Annotated in this window: 16 protein-coding genes; 7 read left to right on the top strand and 9 right to left on the bottom strand. The window is 42.4% G+C overall.

All coding sequences use genetic code 11. The annotated features are described in order from the left end of the window. The first annotated feature begins 238 nt into the window (after nucleotides 1-238). Nucleotides 239-1,195, top strand: a complete 957-nt coding sequence (locus RMY16_RS15920; protein WP_322737214.1) for a hypothetical protein — start codon at nucleotides 239-241, stop codon at nucleotides 1,193-1,195. A gap of 330 nt (nucleotides 1,196-1,525) precedes the next feature. Here the strand turns inward: RMY16_RS15920 and RMY16_RS15915 are convergent, their stop codons facing one another. Continuing rightward, the gene (locus RMY16_RS15915; protein ID WP_322737213.1) at nucleotides 1,526-3,346 is read right to left on the bottom strand and encodes an ABC transporter ATP-binding protein; all 1,821 of its coding nucleotides are present in this window, start codon (nucleotides 3,344-3,346) and stop codon (nucleotides 1,526-1,528) included. Nucleotides 3,347-3,433: 87 nt separating this feature from the next. Beyond that, nucleotides 3,434-4,234: a DUF6816 family protein gene (locus tag RMY16_RS15910; RefSeq protein ID WP_322737212.1), complete on the bottom strand. Its 801-nt coding sequence runs from the start codon at nucleotides 4,232-4,234 to the stop codon at nucleotides 3,434-3,436. Nucleotides 4,235-4,442: 208 nt separating this feature from the next. Here RMY16_RS15910 and RMY16_RS15905 point away from each other — a divergent pair, with 208 nt between their 5' ends. Then, the gene (locus tag RMY16_RS15905) at nucleotides 4,443-4,781 is read left to right on the top strand and encodes a carbon dioxide-concentrating mechanism protein CcmK (protein ID WP_322737211.1); all 339 of its coding nucleotides are present in this window, start codon (nucleotides 4,443-4,445) and stop codon (nucleotides 4,779-4,781) included. Between the two features lie 5 nt (nucleotides 4,782-4,786). On the opposite strand, the gene RMY16_RS15900 is transcribed toward RMY16_RS15905, so the two are convergent. The 7 genes from RMY16_RS15900 to RMY16_RS15870 form a co-directional block, all read right to left on the bottom strand. Continuing rightward, entirely contained in the window at nucleotides 4,787-5,191 is a 405-nt protein-coding gene (locus RMY16_RS15900) for a ChuX/HutX family heme-like substrate-binding protein (protein ID WP_322737210.1), read from the bottom strand. Between the two features lie 25 nt (nucleotides 5,192-5,216). After that, nucleotides 5,217-6,170: a PhoH family protein gene (locus RMY16_RS15895; RefSeq protein WP_322663290.1), complete on the bottom strand. Its 954-nt coding sequence runs from the start codon at nucleotides 6,168-6,170 to the stop codon at nucleotides 5,217-5,219. Between the two features lie 525 nt (nucleotides 6,171-6,695). After that, nucleotides 6,696-7,127: a KH domain-containing protein gene (locus tag RMY16_RS15890; protein ID WP_322663291.1), complete on the bottom strand. Its 432-nt coding sequence runs from the start codon at nucleotides 7,125-7,127 to the stop codon at nucleotides 6,696-6,698. Beyond that, complete coding sequence (rpsP, locus tag RMY16_RS15885) at nucleotides 7,090-7,350, bottom strand: 30S ribosomal protein S16 (protein ID WP_292783039.1); 261 nt, start codon at nucleotides 7,348-7,350, stop codon at nucleotides 7,090-7,092. Before rpsP ends, RMY16_RS15890 begins: the two co-directional genes overlap by 38 nt. A 223-nt stretch (nucleotides 7,351-7,573) precedes the next feature. Next, nucleotides 7,574-9,037: a signal recognition particle protein gene (gene ffh, locus RMY16_RS15880; protein WP_322663292.1), complete on the bottom strand. Its 1,464-nt coding sequence runs from the start codon at nucleotides 9,035-9,037 to the stop codon at nucleotides 7,574-7,576. A 256-nt stretch (nucleotides 9,038-9,293) separates the two neighbouring features. Continuing rightward, nucleotides 9,294-9,968, bottom strand: coding sequence for a response regulator transcription factor (locus tag RMY16_RS15875; protein ID WP_322737209.1), 675 nt, complete (start codon nucleotides 9,966-9,968; stop codon nucleotides 9,294-9,296). A 1-nt stretch (nucleotide 9,969) separates the two neighbouring features. Next, complete coding sequence (locus RMY16_RS15870) at nucleotides 9,970-11,073, bottom strand: HAMP domain-containing sensor histidine kinase (protein WP_322737208.1); 1,104 nt, start codon at nucleotides 11,071-11,073, stop codon at nucleotides 9,970-9,972. 274 nt (nucleotides 11,074-11,347) lie between these two features. Here RMY16_RS15870 and RMY16_RS15865 point away from each other — a divergent pair, with 274 nt between their 5' ends. The 5 genes from RMY16_RS15865 to kdpC all read left to right on the top strand — a co-directional run bounded on the left by RMY16_RS15865 (nucleotide 11,348) and on the right by kdpC (nucleotide 16,326). After that, a complete protein-coding gene (locus RMY16_RS15865; RefSeq protein ID WP_322737207.1) occupies nucleotides 11,348-11,629 on the top strand; it encodes a TrkA C-terminal domain-containing protein in 282 nt (93 codons plus the stop codon). 27 nt (nucleotides 11,630-11,656) lie between these two features. Next, complete coding sequence (gene kdpA, locus RMY16_RS15860) at nucleotides 11,657-13,342, top strand: potassium-transporting ATPase subunit KdpA (RefSeq protein ID WP_322737206.1); 1,686 nt, start codon at nucleotides 11,657-11,659, stop codon at nucleotides 13,340-13,342. A gap of 76 nt (nucleotides 13,343-13,418) precedes the next feature. Further along, nucleotides 13,419-15,488: a potassium-transporting ATPase subunit KdpB gene (gene kdpB / locus RMY16_RS15855; RefSeq protein ID WP_322737205.1), complete on the top strand. Its 2,070-nt coding sequence runs from the start codon at nucleotides 13,419-13,421 to the stop codon at nucleotides 15,486-15,488. A gap of 35 nt (nucleotides 15,489-15,523) precedes the next feature. Then, entirely contained in the window at nucleotides 15,524-15,745 is a 222-nt protein-coding gene (locus RMY16_RS15850) for a potassium-transporting ATPase subunit F (RefSeq protein ID WP_322737204.1), read from the top strand. Next, on the top strand, nucleotides 15,745-16,326 hold the full coding sequence (kdpC, locus tag RMY16_RS15845) for a K(+)-transporting ATPase subunit C (protein WP_322737203.1): 582 nt from the start codon (nucleotides 15,745-15,747) through the stop codon (nucleotides 16,324-16,326). The genes RMY16_RS15850 and kdpC overlap by 1 nt, the downstream gene beginning before the upstream one ends. The last annotated feature ends 107 nt before the right edge of the window (nucleotides 16,327-16,433 follow it).

The following is a 16,433-nucleotide window of genomic DNA, read 5'->3' as shown; positions in this document are numbered from 1 at the left end:
CAAACAGGTAACTCGTCCGTCAGCATGGGCGTTACCTAAAAAGTAGAGTTTCAGTCCGAGAATTGCACGTTTTCAAGGCGTAGAAGCGTACAAATTAACTGAGCGTCAATGAGCGTCCTTAGCAAACCGAAAAGGAAGGCTCCAAATTTCCATATTTATGATATTATTTGGCAACTCATCTTTTTACTCGTAAAATCGAAGACAAGATCAAGGTCAGTAGAAAAGAGTCCCTAAATTAATGAATACGTTAATCAGTCAGGGTGGAAGAGCTATCACTAAATTTCAGATGGTAGACCGGATAAACGATATAGCTTGGCAAGCTCACCAAGGCAGCGTTGCGGCGATTATTCAGCTATTGAACGAAAAGCTAGCCCAGTCTTGTGTCAGAACCAGAGCCATTTTTTCTGATGGTGTCTTACAAATTCTGTGCGAGGCAGCTAAAGTAGAGCAACTTGAGCAATCTCCCCTGGTAGAACAAATCCAGCAAATTCTTGAGTCTATCGCCCCACGTCACATTCGCCGCGTCAAGATCAACAGTCGGATTGTTCGAGAACAACAATTGCTGTGGTTAAAAGAAATAGATAGCGATCGCGAAAATCAATTGCTTTGGTCACAGGAAATTACATTAATTCAGCCAAATGTTGTAAAGCAATTAATTAAAGATTTCACAGAAGCTCAAGCTGAACTAGGAAAACCAAATTATCCTAAAACTCAAGTCTCTCGTCCTTTAGTACTCATTAACAAAGAAAAATACAAAAATAAACCTAAAACAAAGATATTAGCAGCAGCAGGTTTATGCTCGCTGTTATTGCTTAGTTGGGTTGTTTATGCCCAGCTAGGTAATAAATTGAAAAACCTAATGCAACCAGAAACTTCCAAATCTTTAACTACAGAAAACACTAACGATAGCAAAGCCCAAACACCGTCTCGCGCTTCTAACAATAGCTTTTCTGAGACTTCTGACGATCCATTTCAAATATCTGTGCGAATTGCAAACCTTGCTTCTGCATCTGGAAAAACAGCTACAACCTCAACTCAGTGGTTAGAGATTGCTGCTAAGTGGCAACGGGCTTCAGATTTAATGAGTACGGTACCACAAACCCACAGCCGTTATCAAGAAGCTAAAATTCGTACTCAACTTTATAAAAAATACAGTGAGGCGGCACAGAAAGAATCAGGTAAGAGCAAATCTTAATTTTTTCTGATTGGAAGACTTTGACTAGTGATTAGTATTCCAGCAGTAGTCAATGGATTATTTACTTTACTTATCACGCTTCATCCAAGCGCGTAAAACTAATTTCAATGGCTAACAGTTTTCTTGGGGAATAGGAGCAAATTCCCCACTTGATAATATTAGTTATACCACCGAATAGGCGCGCAAGGGTTTTAGATAACACATATTTAATTTTTGAATATGTCTATAAAAAAATCGACCTTATTGTGAATAAAGTCGATTGAATCAGGCGGATTCATTTGTGGGGTCAATCCAAAATCCAAAATCCAAAATCCAAAATGTGTATGTCCCCTAACTCAGGAGTTCTCCTGTTTCTTGCAGGGAGTGCAAGCGGCGGTAAATACCCTCGTGACGCAAAAGTTCATCGTGGCTACCCACTTCTACAATCTTTCCTTGCTCTAGAACGACAATTTTATCAGCTTCTCGGACTGTGCTTAAACGGTGGGCAATCACAATGGTGGTACAAGTACCCTGAATCGATCGCATTGCTAGCTGAATTGAACGCTCAGACTCATAATCTAAACTAGAGGTAGCTTCGTCAAAAATCAGCACGTCTGGTTCCACTAACAACGCCCTAGCAATTCCCAAGCGTTGCCTTTGTCCTCCAGATAACCTGACACCTCGTTCTCCCACGACAGTGTAATAACCTTTGGGTAAGTGCTGCACTACTTCATCGACTCTGGCAATTCTACAGGCTTCCTGAACCTGCTCGAAAGTTGCATTTGGTCTACCGTAGGTGAGGTTATCCAATATAGTACCGTTGAAAACGTCTACTTCTTGGTGAACGATCGCTAATCTCCGTCTATACTTACCTACATTCAAAGTACGAATATCTTGACCATCAATCAGAATTTGACCTGCTTGAGGTTCAAAATATCGCAACAGCAATTTTACTAAAGTAGACTTACCAGAACCGGAACGCCCCACTAATGCCACTGTTTGGTATGGCTCAATCAACAAGTTAATATCTTGCAAAACTTGACGGTTGGCATCATATCCAAAACTGATATGAGATAACTCAACTTTTCCAGTAAATTTATAAGGTGATTCTGTCTGGTTGCTTTCTTCTAAAAGACTAGCTGAATCAGATGCAGTTGGCTCTTGCAAAAATTCGTGAAACCGCAGCATAGGAGAATAACGACGAGCAAAAACTTCTGCCAAGCTACTGATAGGTTCTAATTCGGCATAAGCCATGCTAGAAAGAGTTAAGGTCATGACAAAGTGACCGAGAGAAATTCTGCCATTTACTGTTGCTGCTAAAGTCAAACCCAGAATTGTAAATACACAAAACTGAATTACGGTTCTTTGCCAAGTACCCAATATCGTATAACCTTTGTGGATGCGATAATCAAGCACCGTTAGTTCGCGATCCAAACGTTGCTTTTGCCGCTTCAATTCCCTAGCTTCTGTAGCAAATGCTTTTACCGTTTTGATATTGGTGATTAATTCGGAAGTGCGGCTTTCGGTGTCCTCTCCATACTTATCCAGACGACTTTCGTACCTAATTAGCTGTTGTAAACTCCTCAAGCTGAAACTGAGAATAATTACAAAGGAAATTAGATATAAAATTGCAATCCGCCACTCAATGAACAAGATAAACACAAAAATACCCAGCACACGAGCCAGTTTAGGAATCAACTGTCCGGCAACTTCAGGGTAACTAAAAGTATGATTAGAAATACCTCTAGCTACTCTTCCGGCAATGCGTCCAGGGTTATTTTCATCATAAAATTCTAGTGGTAGAGTAAGAACTTTGGCGATCGCTGTTTCGTTTTGTTCTCGACGCGACCTGAAGGCTATATCCCAATGAAACCAATTGGTTAACCAGGGTTGTGTTGGCGCTCTCACTACCGTGACAACGAAAATTAAACCCAGTAATACACCCAAAGATAGAGTTTTATTCACTGGGTAATTGGTGATGTCCGAAAAAGTTGCGATCGCACTTTGAATTGGTTTGTCCAAAGGTTGAGCAGACAAAACGTTTAAAATCTGCCCGATCGCATAAGGAACAACCAAATCAATAATTTCGTAAACGCTAGATGCTGTAATACTGAAAACACTCGGCTTCCAGTAAGAGCGAAAGTAATTGACAATATCTTGAAATTTGGCCATGATGCACACCGTCCAAGAGCGCGATCGTAAACTTGGAATCTATATACTACAAACGTGTTACAAAGTAGTCAAGAGCTAGATGACAAATCACTCTTTGGGAGTAGTTGGTAGTTCTTGAGGGAAAAATTTGAGGCGATAGCGGTAGAGAGCAACTGGTTTAGAACCCGCCTTAAAGTAATCTGGATCTTGGGGTGAAAGGTAGACAGCAGTAACTTGATCTGCTTCAATCGCTGGATTAAATGTTGAAACTTTATGATAAGCCGTAGTCGATTCTACAGAGTTTAAATAGGGGCGTGAGCCACCTTTAAATAGTTGTTGAAACACTTCTGTGGTAATGAACTTGCCATCAGGGGTAGTTTCTGTAGCACGTGCAGTCACAATAGAAACTAGTTGGCGACTGCTACGCAAGAACGTAATTTGACGATTAGGTGAATCTGGATCTACTTTGACTGATAACACTGCTTCATCCCCTAAATAAGCCCTTGCCAAATTCAAGCTATTAAATGCTCTATCCGCTACTAAAATTGGGAATTTGTAACCTATCTGAGGAAGTATTTTTAACCGAGAAATAGATGGTTGCTCTTTCACAAATCTTACTACAAAACTCACAGGTTGATTTAGTTGTCGGCGATTACCTTCAAACCCTGGTGTTACAATCTCTGGTGCTAAGGGCGCAGCTAAATCTACTAACGTACTTGTAACTTTCCAAGTACCAGCCATCCATTCAGGGTAAACCAAATCACCCGAAGCCGGTTGCACTGAAGTTAGTTTTTCCCATTGGGGAAAATTTGCTAACCTTTCAGACAACTCTCCTGCAAAAGCTTCACCACCCCACAATAGGAATAAAAACAGCAAGCAAAAACTCCAAATTCCCTTCATTACAAGCATTAGCAGTTTTGTATTTAATGTTTATTATTTATCGATGATAAATTACAGCAATTTTCATGTATTTGAACCACACCTGTCGTAGGGGCGCAAGGCCTTGCGCCCCTACCGCGTGGTCTATTTATCTGAAAATAGCTGTAAGTAATTTTCTGTAATAAATTAAAACTTTGTAGTGAGATAATTAGCCCTATCCCGAATTTATAGTGATAGCATGACATTGGCATTAGGCATGATTGAAGTTTATGGCGTTCCCACAGCTTTGGAAGTGGGAGATGCCATGTGTAAAGCTGCCCGTGTAACCCTTGTTGGTTATGAAAATACTGATTTGGGACGAATTACTGTCTTAATTCGAGGAGTTATAGGCGAGGTGAATGTAGCAGTGACAGCAGGATTAAAGGCGGTGCTGCGAGTTGACGGTGGCGAGGTACTTTCTCATCACATTATTCCCCGTCCCCACGAAAATTTAGAATGTATTTTACCGATTCATCGCAGCATTAATATCGAGCAGTTCAGTGCAGATATCCGATTTCCTCCACCCCTATCAGTTTAGCTGTATTAAATTTCTGCTGGTAAAGGTTCCCAAACTTCACCATACTTCTCTTTTAAAATTTCCCAAGCTTCCACTTGTCCTGGTTCATATTCTCCTGGTTTACCCCATTGTAAAAACAGGCTTAAAGCAGATTCCTGTTTATCATCTAAAAATCGGATGGCATAGGTTGTAAAGTTACCTCTCTTCGCTTCACCTGTTTCAAATTTCACCTGAGTGATTTTATCCATATTCAAGTGAAACTCAAAGCCTTCAGTATGCATATTCGCATATTTACCTTTAGGCAATTCTGCATAAAATAACTTTTCTATTTTGCCTCGTGCTTCTAATACAGCAGCACTGCTAGTAACAATTAAACGCAACGTTCCAAGAGTCTCGCAAGCTTCTAAAAATTCTTTCAATGTTGTGGTCATTTATCATTTGTCCTTTGTCATTTGACTATTTTTCGTATTGTTCATAAGCAGCGACAATACGCTGAACTAGAGGATGGCGTACAACATCTCTTTGGGAAAATTCGCAAAAGGCGATGCCTTCAACGTGTTTTAAAATTTGTAAAGCCACTCCTAAACCCGATTGTTGATGAAGCGGTAAATCAGTTTGTGTCATGTCGCCTGTAATCACCATCCGCGAACGGAAACCCAAACGAGTCAAAACCATTTTCATCTGAGCAGGTGTAGTATTTTGAGCTTCATCGACAATTATAAAAGCGTTATTGAGAGTGCGTCCCCGCATATAGGCGAGTGGTGCAACTTCAATCACACCGCGTTCCATTAAACTGGGTACTTTTTCTGGGTCGATGAATTCATAAATAGCATCGTAAAGTGGACGAAGATAGGGATTAACTTTTTGCTGTAAATCTCCAGGCAAAAAACCGAGTTTTTCACCGGCTTCGACGGCAGGGCGAGTTAAAATTAGTTTTTCAACTTGGTTGGCAAGGAGTGCTTGCACGGCGACAACAACAGCCAGATAAGTCTTGCCGGTACCAGCAGGGCCAATTCCAAAGGTGAGATCGCGTTTACGGAGTGCGTCAATATATTGGCGCTGGCGGAAGGTTTTGGCACGGACTTCTTCACCCCGGCGACTTTTGGCAAGGACATCTCGCTGTAAATCTTGCAGTTCCCCTTGGCGATCGCTATCTATGGCTTGACGGGCTGTTAAAATATCGGCACTGGAAATAGTATTGCCTTTAATCCAGAGGTCTTCAAGCGATCGCACTAATCGAGAAGCCAGATCAATTTGCTTTTCGGTACCAGAAATTACTAATTCCTGTCCACGTAGAACTAAAGCAGCTCCTGTTTGCCGAGATAGCATTTTGAGATTTTCTTCTCCATCTCCGGCTAGAGCGATCGCACTGGTAATATTCGGCAGCTGAATTGTTAAGGCACCTGCCATAGTATTTCTTAATTGGTGAGGATCTGTATTTGACAAAGGTTAATTTTTTCTCGCTAACGGCGAAATTATGCTTTTATTACCTACATTTTGAAAAATATTTGCAACAAATTAATCATCCGTAGGGGCGTACAGCTTGCCCTCATCCCCTAACCCCTTCTCGCTATCGGGAGAAGAGGAACTGGAGAATTTACTCCCCTCTCCCATCTTGGGAGAGCAGGGTGGTTTCATACGAAAAAAGAAAAATACATAAGTCTTGATTTCTCGTTTTGTGGCATAGCTTTTTCCCTCTCTCCAAACCTCTCCCCCACGGGGGGAGAGGCTTTGAAACCCAGTTTGAGTTTTTCTCTGCTTGTATGAAACCACCCTGCCTCTCCCATCTTGGGAGAGGGGCTGGGGGTGAGGGTATAGCCCCTACTGGGGAAGAGTCCAAAAAAAGATTTAAAAATCTTTTTGCTACTTTCCATCTTTATAAAAATTCTGAGCGGAGGTAACAACAACCGCTCAGATTTGCTCTCTAGTTTCAACCTAACGGAGGCGCGGTTTAACAATGGGTTTAGGCCCATCATTTCGCGGTTCTCTCTTAGTCGGCGGTGGCGATCGATCTTCTGTGTCTTCATCAAAAGACATACCCTCGCGGCCCGGCGTGGTGCTGCCGTAGATATCCAGGTATGTTGATTGCCCAGCTGCGGCTGCGGCTGCGGCAATTACTGTCCGAATCGCCTGAATATTGCGTCCCCCTCGACCAAACACTTTTCCTTTATCTGTGCTTTCAAAGGCGATGCGAACCCAAACCCGGTTGAGGGCCTGAGAAATTTCGCAATCGACACTTAATGTCTCTGGAGATTCCAAAAACGGCTGCACCAAAAACCGAACCAGCTCAACATAGTTGGGGCTAGCTGTTGGGAGTTTTGTTCCGAAATTATGATGCGGCTGTTGCACTGACCTGCTCAAAAACATTAGCTTTTACTAGAATGCGACGAACGGTGTCAGTAGGTTGAGCGCCTTGTTGTAGTCGCTTGACGATGGCGGGAACGTCTAGTCGCACTTCATCAGTTCTGGGGTTATAAAATCCCAATTCTTCTAAGGGACGACCATCGCGGCGAGCGAGGTTGTTAATGGCGACAATGCGGTAACTTGCTTCCCGCTTTTTACCGAATCGTTTCAAGCGCAGTTTGATCATGGTTGAAGAATCATTCTCCTGTTGTTAGATATTAGTTAGCAACTAATTGGTGAGGAAGTAACTTAAAATCTGGCTGCTGCCGAGAAATTGAAGGTTAGTTTCCTCTGCTGATAAATTCTGAGGTCGAAATGCTAATTTTAGCACTGCCTAGCATTTGCTGCTATTTGTCATTAGTCATTTGTCCTTTGTCATCGGTTAATGACCAATGACCAATGACTCTTGACTAAAGATTGCCAAAGCCTTTTTTCTTTTTATCTTTGGGTTTTTTCTTTTTTGTGGCTGGGACACCATCATAACCTCGCCATCCAGGGGCTGCGGGACGATTGCCTGCACCTGCGAAGGCGTTGCCCATGCCACCACCGCCGAACATTCCTGGCATTCCAGGGAAGCCGCCTTGACCCATTTGCTGCATGAGCGATCGCATTTTTTGGAAATCACCTACCAGTTTAGTCACATCTGACTCTCTATAGCCTGAGCCAGCAGCAATCCGCCGCCGCCGACTGGGAGAACTAGCTAATAAATCGGGGTCATGGCGTTCTTGGCGAGTCATGGAGTTAATCATCGCCTCACAGCGCTTTAGCTGGGTTTCTCCGTGCTTGAGTTGATCGTCTGAGAGCTTGTTCATCCCTGGAATCATCTTGATCAAGCCTCCCAGAGAACCCATATTCTTCAGCATCCGCAACTGCTTGAGAAAGTCAGTAAAGTCAAACTTCGCTGACAAAATTTTCTCCTGCATTTTCTCAGCATCTGCTAAGTCAAACTCTTCCTGGGCTTTTTCTACCAGGGTCAGCACATCGCCCATACCGAGAATCCGCGATGCCATGCGATCGGGATAAAACGGTTGCAGTGCCTCGACTTTCTCGCCTACGCCCACAAACTTAATCGGCGCTCCCGAAATCTTTCGCACCGAAAGCGCTGCACCACCACGGCTATCACCATCTAATTTGGTGAGAATTGCCCCAGTAATTCCGATCTGTTCGTGGAAGGTGCGGGTAAGATTTGCAGCCTCTTGACCAGTCATCGCGTCCACCACCAACAGAGTTTCATGGGGTTGGACTGTTGCTTTGATGCGGGCTAATTCCGCCATCATGTCTTCGTCAATTTGCAGACGACCAGCAGTATCAATAATTACTGTGTTTACACCTTCTGCCCTAGCGCGTTCTACACCTTGCCTTGCGATTTCTACGGGATCGGCGTCGCTTCCTAGTTCAAATACTGGTACTTCAATTTGCTTACCCAACGTTAGCAACTGGTCGATCGCTGCTGGGCGATATACGTCTGTCGCCACCAACAAACAGCTACGCTCTAATTTTCTCAGATGTAAGGCTAACTTAGCGGTAGCTGTGGTTTTACCAGTACCTTGCAACCCAGCCATCAGAATAATAGTAGGCTGTTCCTGGGCTTCTGCGATGGGAACATTCTCTTCTCCCATCACCTGTACCAGTTCATCGTGAACAATTTTGATAAACTGTTGGTCAGGTCGCACGCCGGCAATCACCTCGGCTCCCTGTGCTTTGGCTTCGACTTCGCTAATAAAATCTTTGACTACCTGGAGATTGACATCTGCCTCCAACAAGGCGCGGCGCACTTCGCGCAATGCATCTTGAATGTTGGATTGAGAAATTTTGTCCTGTCCCCGCAGTTTTTTCCAGGCGGATTCTAAACGGTCAGATAATGCATCAAACATAATGTAATTACAGGTAGTTCGCCAATGGGAAATTCTAAACCGCCGATGAATGCGTCGGCGTAGCCTGCCGCAGGCATCGCGAATTTCCGCTAAATTTTAAATGTGCTATCTACCAGCTTAATATTTTTCACCCCGACTGTAGCAACCAGATATCTCAATACGCTTAGGTTAAGCAAATTTATCTGTTAAGGCAGAGGGAGCAGGGGGAGAGAAAAAAGCTTAACTGAACTGTATTGCCACATACCTACCTTTATTTCTACACAAGTCCTTTAATTAAACTTTTTTGTAGAGCAACAACAACAGCTTGAGCGCGATCGCGCACTTCTAATTTCTGCAAAATCGCATGAACATGAACCCTCACAGTCCCAGGTGTGATGTAGAGTGCCAGAGCAATTTCTTGATTAGTTTTTCCAGCTGCCAGCAGTAATAAAATTTCTTGTTCGCGTTGAGTTAGGGGGTTGGAAAGTTTTGAGATATTTTCTGAGTTAGGTTTTCCAGGATCAGATGCAAAAGTAGAACGAATTTCTTTAGTTGCAGTTTCATCCCACCAAGATGCCCCAGCAGCGACAGAACGAAGTGCCAGCACTAATTTTTCTGCTGCCACTCCTTTGAGGCAGTAGCCTTGAGCGCCTGCTTCAATTAATCGGGCAATTAGAGAGTTTTGAGAGTGGGAAGTCAAAACTAAAACTGGTAACTGAGGATTTTGCTGCTTAATTTGACGACAGGCCTCTATTCCCCCAATTCCTGGCAATCCCACATCTAGTAGCACTACATCGAAAGATTTTTGGTTAATTAACTCAATAGCTGTTTCTCCATCTTCGGCCTCAGCGATAATCTCTAAGCCAGTTTCTTGTTGCAATCGCACGTGCAAACCTAAACGAAAAAGTTCATCATCTTCTACTAGGAGAATTTTGATTGGGGTAGATGGCATCTCACACAGTAAGAGAAGATTGAGATGGGTAAACGGGGAGCTTGAAAGCAAACATTGCACCAATAGGTACTCTGTTCTCTGCCCAAATTATACCGCCGTGGGCTGCAATAATTTGCCGAGATAAGTAAAGCCCTAATCCAGAACCTTTAGCTTGGCGTTGGCTATGTCCCTGGTAAAATCGTTCAAATAAATGGGAGAATTGTTCAGGTACAATACCTGCACCGGTATCTAAAATTTTCACTACTTGATAGGAAGCTTGCGGTTCTAATACTATTTCCACACGCTCACCGCGCCGAGAATGGTTGATAGCATTAACTAAAAGATTAGTCAGAACTCGTTGAAGTTGCAAAGCATCACCTTTAACCCATAGCGATCGCCGCCAATCAGATTCACCATAGTTAAGTGAAAGATAAACGCGACGGCTAGCTGCTAACTCCGAGAGAGTACTAGCAGCTTCTTCTGCCAAAATAGCCAAATCTATAGGTGCTAAGTTGAGTTTTAAGCCTTCTGTATCATTGCGATAGATATCTAACAAAGTTTCTAGCAGTTGTAGGGAAGTTTGATGACTACGCGTCATTGTGGCTAAAACTTTTTGCTGTGCCGATGAGACAGCACCAAATTTTTCTTGTTCAAAAGCTTTGAGAGTTTCAATTGCTCCCAGCAACGGAGTTTTGAGATCGTGGGTGAGAGTAGAAGCAAAATCTTCACGCACTCTGGACAATTCCTCTTGAGCTTCTAGTTTGGCACGAGTCAGGGCGATCGCTTCTTCCGAACGACGTAGGCGATCACTCAAAACACCTGTGACAATCAATGCGATCGCAGCGATCGCTCTACTGGCGATCATAGAAACCTTCATGACTTCACCACCTGGCATTACAAGATTCAGGATGGTTAGGCATACTGCAACGAAGGTAGCTTGAAAAGTGCCACGTCTCCCTAACCAGGAGTTTGCTAACAAAATGGGCCCTGTGTAGAGATAGCTAAACACATATTCAGTTGGTGTAGAGTAGTCCAGAATTAGTGCAACTACAAATAAACCTGCAATTAGCAAAGATTTGCCTAAAGGCGATTCTTTATGAAGTGATCTAACTTTGAAATCTACCATTTAGGGCATGATGGTTAATTTTTTTATTATTTTAACTAAAAACCATATTTACCTAAATTAATTATATCAAATTATTAACCAATGAATGAAGTATTTACCTAAAAATAAACGTCTTAAACGCTTGATATATATTGTTTAATAAACACTATAAACAAAAAATAAACGCTATTTTATACCCTTCTATTACTTGTTTTAGCTCATAAATTAGTTGATTATATTTAGTAACAACTAGAGAACATTGTTCTTATTTTTCTCTTAATTACAAAAATGCGTTATGGCATTAGCTTTAACAAGTGTAAAAATTGTGAGTAACAGCTGCCATTGTGGCAAAGCTTTAACTAGCTTATTATTGCCAGAAAATTGCATATTTCTCGGCATTGTTAGAAATAATCAAGTCATCCTAGCAAGTGCTGAACCCATCATCTGGCATGGAGATTATGTACTAGCTGTTGCTTTAAGTTCAGCCTCAGTTCCCCTGCTAAATTTTGTCCTTAACAAAAAGCATCCAGTTCTCTATTCAGCTAAAGAGTGTTTCATCAAAAATTCGACAATATAAAAATGTATCAGGAGCTTTTTTAAATTCATGTTACAAGGATGGATACAAATTGCTTTGACATTACTGATAGTCATAGCAACTACTCCCCTACTGGGGAAATATATAGCTCGTGTTTTCATGGGAGAAAAAACACTCCTTGATGCGCTAATGAATCCCCTAGAAAAAGCTATTTATGTCTTTAGTGGTATACGTCCCCAAGAAGAAATGACAGGTTGGCAATATGCCAAAGCAGTACTGTATAGCAATCTCGTCATGGGGATTTTAGTTTATTTAATCCTGATGCTGCAAGGATGGTTGCCGCTGAATCCTACAAATTTAGGTGCGCCAAGTTGGGATTTAGCGCTGCACACTACACTTTCCTTTCTCACCAACACAGACCAACAGCATTATTCTGGTGAGACAACCTTTAGCTATGCTAGTCAAACTTTCGCCCTTGGGTTCTTGATGTTTACTTCAGCGGCGACGGGTTTAGCAGTAGGAATTGCCTTTATTCGTGGTTTAACTGGTAGACCATTAGGCAACTTTTACAGCGATTTGATTAAGTCAATCACGCGAATTTTGTTACCCATATCTGTGATTGGTGGCTTGTTATTAATCTTGGCGGGTGTACCAGAAACTTTGGCAGGCCCAGCCACAGCAACCACCTTAGAAGGGGCAACTCAAGTAATTGCCCTTGGCCCAGTTGCCCATTTTGAAATTATTAAACAATTAGGAGAAAACGGTGGTGGCTTCTTTGGGATCAATTCAGCCCATCCTTTTGAAAATCCCAACGGCTTTACGAACTTATTAGAAATGTGGGCAATGATTTCTATTCCCACAGCACTGATTTACACTTACGGCATATTTGCTAATAACCGTAAACAAGCATGGCTAGTGTTTTGGATGGTCTTCGTCATTTTTGTATTTTTAATAGGTATTGCCGCAGTAGGTGAATTTCAAGGGAATCCCCTTGTTAACCGACTATTGGATGAACAGCAACCCAACTTAGAAGGCAAAGAAGTTCGATTTGGATGGGCACAAACAGCATTATGGGCAGTCATCACTACAGCAACTATGTGTGGTGCTGTTAATGGTATGCATGATTCCTTAATGCCTCCAGGTGGATTTGCAACTCTCTTTAATATGTTTTTGCAAATTATTTGGGGAGGTCAAGGAACTGGCACAGCTTACCTATTTATCTATCTAATTTTGGCGGTGTTCCTGACTGGGTTAATGGTGGGACGGACACCAGAATTTTTAGGACGCAAAATCGAGAAATCAGAAATTGTCCTAGCCAGCGTTGTCTTATTAGTTCACCCCTTTGTTATTCTCATTCCTTGGGCTATTACCTTCGGTTTTCCTGATACCCTTTCAGGTATTAGTAACCCAGGTTTTCATGGTGTTTCCCAGGTAGTTTACGAATACGCTTCCGCCGCAGCGAATAACGGTTCTGGCTTTGAAGGATTAGGTGATAACACTCTGTGGTGGAACCTCAGCGCCAGTGTCAGTATGTTGGCAGGGCGTTATATCTCAATTATTGCACTGTTACTTTTGGCGGATAGTATGTCCCGCAAGCAACCTGTTCCTATGACCACCGGCACTCTCAGAACTGACACTAGACTCTTCACAGGAGTTACAAGCGGAGTAATTTTAATTCTTGGCGCTCTCACCTTCCTTCCCGCACTAGTTTTAGGCCCCATAGCAGAAGCATTTCTGATTGCCAGAGGTGGATAAATATTCTCTTGTTTGCGCCATTTTACAAGAACGCCTAACGGCGAATGTGTGAACTTTTTAAATTAATTAATCACCAATGACACCATCTACAAAACCGCGACAAGAACGCAAACATACAACCAAAGCCAAATCAGCCGGACTTTACAGGCGTGCATTTCAGCAAGCATTTGTCAAGCTGCATCCGCGTAATATGCTGAAAAATCCAGTGATGTTTGTAGTTTGGTTGGGTACGATCATCACAGCACTGGTCACAATTGCACCAAACTTATTTGGCCCAACACCTGGTGACAATCCCAGATTATTCAATGGTTTAATTACCCTGATTCTGTTCTTAACCGTTGTTTTTGCCAACTTTGCCGAAGCTGTAGCTGAAGGACGAGGCAAAGCTCAAGCAGATGCCTTGCGATCGACAAAATCCGATGCTAAAGCCAAAAAACTCCTTGCTGATGGTTCCATCCAAGAGGTTAGTTCTACAGCCCTACGTCGTGGCGACCAAATCAAGGTAATTGCTGGAGATATTATCCCTGCTGACGGAGAGGTAATTAAAGGTATTGCCTCTGTGGATGAATCTGCTATCACGGGAGAATCAGCACCAGTATTGAAAGAACCAGGGTCAGATATTGCTAGTTCCGTGACTGGAGGAACGCGTATCACCTCTGATGAACTGATAATTCGGGTGACTGCTGACCCTGGACAAGGCTTTCTTGACCGCATGATTAGTTTAGTAGAAGGAGCTTCTCGCAGCAAAACACCCAATGAAATCGCCTTGACGGTTTTGTTGGCAGTTCTCACTCAGGTGTTTTTAGTTGTGATTGCCACTTTACCTACGGTGTCAGTCTACATTGATTCGCCTATTAGTATTGCCGTACTCATAGCCTTACTTGTGGCGCTGATTCCTACCACTATTGGCGGATTATTAAGTGCTATTGGGATTGCTGGGATGGATAGAGTCGCCCAGTTTAATGTAATTGCTACTTCTGGACGGGCGGTTGAAGCTTGCGGGGATATCAACACCTTGATATTGGACAAAACAGGTACGATTACTTTGGGAAACCGTTTGGCAGAAGAATTTATTCCTGTTAACGGTCATTCTATGGAAAAGGTAGCAAAGGTTGCTTTAGAATCAAGCATATTTGATGAAACTCCAGAAGGAAAATCCATCGTCAAACTGGCAGAAAAATTAGGGGCAAAATTAGATTTTGATCCTAAACAAGCAGAAGGTATCGAATTTTCTGCCAAAACGCGGATGAGTGGTACTGATTTACCCAACGAGGTACAAATTCGTAAAGGTGCAGTGGACGCGATTAAAGGATTTGTGCGATCGCGTAATGGAAAATTAACTCCTGAACTTGATACCACCTTTGAACGAATTTCTCGATTAGGCGGTACTCCATTAGCACTTTGTAAAAATGATGAAATCTTTGGTGTAATTTATCTCAAAGACATCATTAAACCGGGTATTCGAGAACGTTTTGATCAAATGCGGCGAATGGGAATTAAAACCATTATGCTGACCGGAGATAACCGTATTACTGCATCTGTGATTGCCGAAGAAGCAGGAGTTGATGACTTTATTGCCGAGGCTACACCTGAAGACAAAATTGAGGTAATTCGGACAGAACAAGCCCAAGGTAAACTCGTAGCCATGACTGGAGATGGTACTAATGATGCCCCAGCTTTAGCTCAAGCAAATGTAGGTGTAGCAATGAATACAGGTACTCAAGCAGCAAAAGAAGCTGCTAATATGGTAGACCTAGATTCTGATCCTACTAAGTTAATTGATATCGTCACTATTGGTAAACAATTACTGATTACCCGTGGCGCACTCACCACTTTTTCTCTTGCTAACGATATCGCCAAGTATTTTGCCATTCTTCCTGCAATATTTTCGGGCATTGGTGTTGGCACTCTCAATATTATGGGTTTGGCAAGTACCCAATCTGCGGTTTTATCAGCTTTGATTTACAACGCCTTAGTGATTCCAGCACTCATCCCCTTAGCACTGACTGGGGTTAAATTCCGACCATTAACCGCAGATCAACTTTTGCAACGCAATATCTTTATTTATGGACTTGGTGGCGTTGTGATTCCCTTCATTGCCATCAAAATAATTGATGTTTTGATTGTGTTCATAGGTCTAGCTTAGTCCAAAACTCTGCATTGTAATTCACTATTTTAATTATGAAGAATGTATTTGACTTTATTGGTGAAAAAACAAATCGTATTCCTTTATCTCTATTTGTACTGCTTTGCTTGAATGTATTTCTAGCACCAGCAGTACAAGCCGCAACACCGTTCGCAATATCACGTTCTGCATCTTATGCTATTGCCCTTTTAGGACTCATGACTTTGAGTGTGAGCATTTATTTGTTCGTAGTCATTTTTCAACCGGAGAAATTCTAATGAGCCAACTCAATAAAGCTGTTCGTTCTACTTTAGCTTTGTGGTTACTAACAGCCTTTCTCTATCCTTTATTTATGCTACTTTGTGGACAGATAGCATTGCCTTTTCAGGCTAACGGTAGCTTAATTACTAATAGTCAAGGTACAGTTGTAGGCTCTGCCTTAATTGGTCAACCTTTTAATAGCGATCGCTATTTCTGGAGCCGTCCCAGCACTGTAAAATACAGCATAGCCCCAGAAGTTGCAAAAACTGGGGTATCAGGAGCTAGCAACCTCGCACCCAGCAATCCTGAACTCCTCAAACGCATTCAAGTGGATGTAGCACGGCTGAAACAAGCCAATATACAACCAACTGCTGATTTAGTTTATACTTCCGGCTCCGGTTTAGATCCTCACATCAGTATTGCAGCAGCCCAAGCACAGGTGCGGCGTATCGCCAGCGCCCGTAATCTGAATCCAGCCCAAATTCAAACTTTAGTATCTCAAAACATCGATGGCAGATTCCTGGGAATTTTTGGTGAACCTGGAATCAATGTTTTGCAGCTAAATATGGCTTTGGATGCTTTACAGCCTGCAAGTTAAGTTCTTGAAGGAGTCAATAAAAGAAGCGATTAATTGCTCTGATTACAGTCCCAATAAACGATTAACTCAAAAAAAGTAACCCTCTCATTTTCTCCCAGCTTTCTAAA

The sequence above is a fragment of the Nostoc sp. DedQUE12b genome, assembly GCF_034530835.1.
Lineage (GTDB): Bacteria > Cyanobacteriota > Cyanobacteriia > Cyanobacteriales > Nostocaceae > Nostoc.
This window is presented reverse-complemented; position numbering and strand designations above follow the sequence as displayed.

Coding starts and splice junctions, on each gene's coding strand:
- RMY16_RS15920 (WP_322737214.1), top strand. CDS start 239: ATGAATACGTTAATCAGTCAGGGTGGAAGAGCTATCACTAAATTTCAG.
- RMY16_RS15915 (WP_322737213.1), bottom strand. CDS start 3,346: ATGGCCAAATTTCAAGATATTGTCAATTACTTTCGCTCTTACTGGAAG.
- RMY16_RS15910 (WP_322737212.1), bottom strand. CDS start 4,234: ATGCTTGTAATGAAGGGAATTTGGAGTTTTTGCTTGCTGTTTTTATTC.
- RMY16_RS15905 (WP_322737211.1), top strand. CDS start 4,443: ATGACATTGGCATTAGGCATGATTGAAGTTTATGGCGTTCCCACAGCT.
- RMY16_RS15900 (WP_322737210.1), bottom strand. CDS start 5,191: ATGACCACAACATTGAAAGAATTTTTAGAAGCTTGCGAGACTCTTGGA.
- RMY16_RS15895 (WP_322663290.1), bottom strand. CDS start 6,170: ATGGCAGGTGCCTTAACAATTCAGCTGCCGAATATTACCAGTGCGATC.
- RMY16_RS15890 (WP_322663291.1), bottom strand. CDS start 7,127: ATGTTTTTGAGCAGGTCAGTGCAACAGCCGCATCATAATTTCGGAACA.
- rpsP (WP_292783039.1), bottom strand. CDS start 7,350: ATGATCAAACTGCGCTTGAAACGATTCGGTAAAAAGCGGGAAGCAAGT.
- ffh (WP_322663292.1), bottom strand. CDS start 9,037: ATGTTTGATGCATTATCTGACCGTTTAGAATCCGCCTGGAAAAAACTG.
- RMY16_RS15875 (WP_322737209.1), bottom strand. CDS start 9,968: ATGCCATCTACCCCAATCAAAATTCTCCTAGTAGAAGATGATGAACTT.
- RMY16_RS15870 (WP_322737208.1), bottom strand. CDS start 11,073: ATGGTAGATTTCAAAGTTAGATCACTTCATAAAGAATCGCCTTTAGGC.
- RMY16_RS15865 (WP_322737207.1), top strand. CDS start 11,348: ATGGCATTAGCTTTAACAAGTGTAAAAATTGTGAGTAACAGCTGCCAT.
- kdpA (WP_322737206.1), top strand. CDS start 11,657: ATGTTACAAGGATGGATACAAATTGCTTTGACATTACTGATAGTCATA.
- kdpB (WP_322737205.1), top strand. CDS start 13,419: ATGACACCATCTACAAAACCGCGACAAGAACGCAAACATACAACCAAA.
- RMY16_RS15850 (WP_322737204.1), top strand. CDS start 15,524: ATGAAGAATGTATTTGACTTTATTGGTGAAAAAACAAATCGTATTCCT.
- kdpC (WP_322737203.1), top strand. CDS start 15,745: ATGAGCCAACTCAATAAAGCTGTTCGTTCTACTTTAGCTTTGTGGTTA.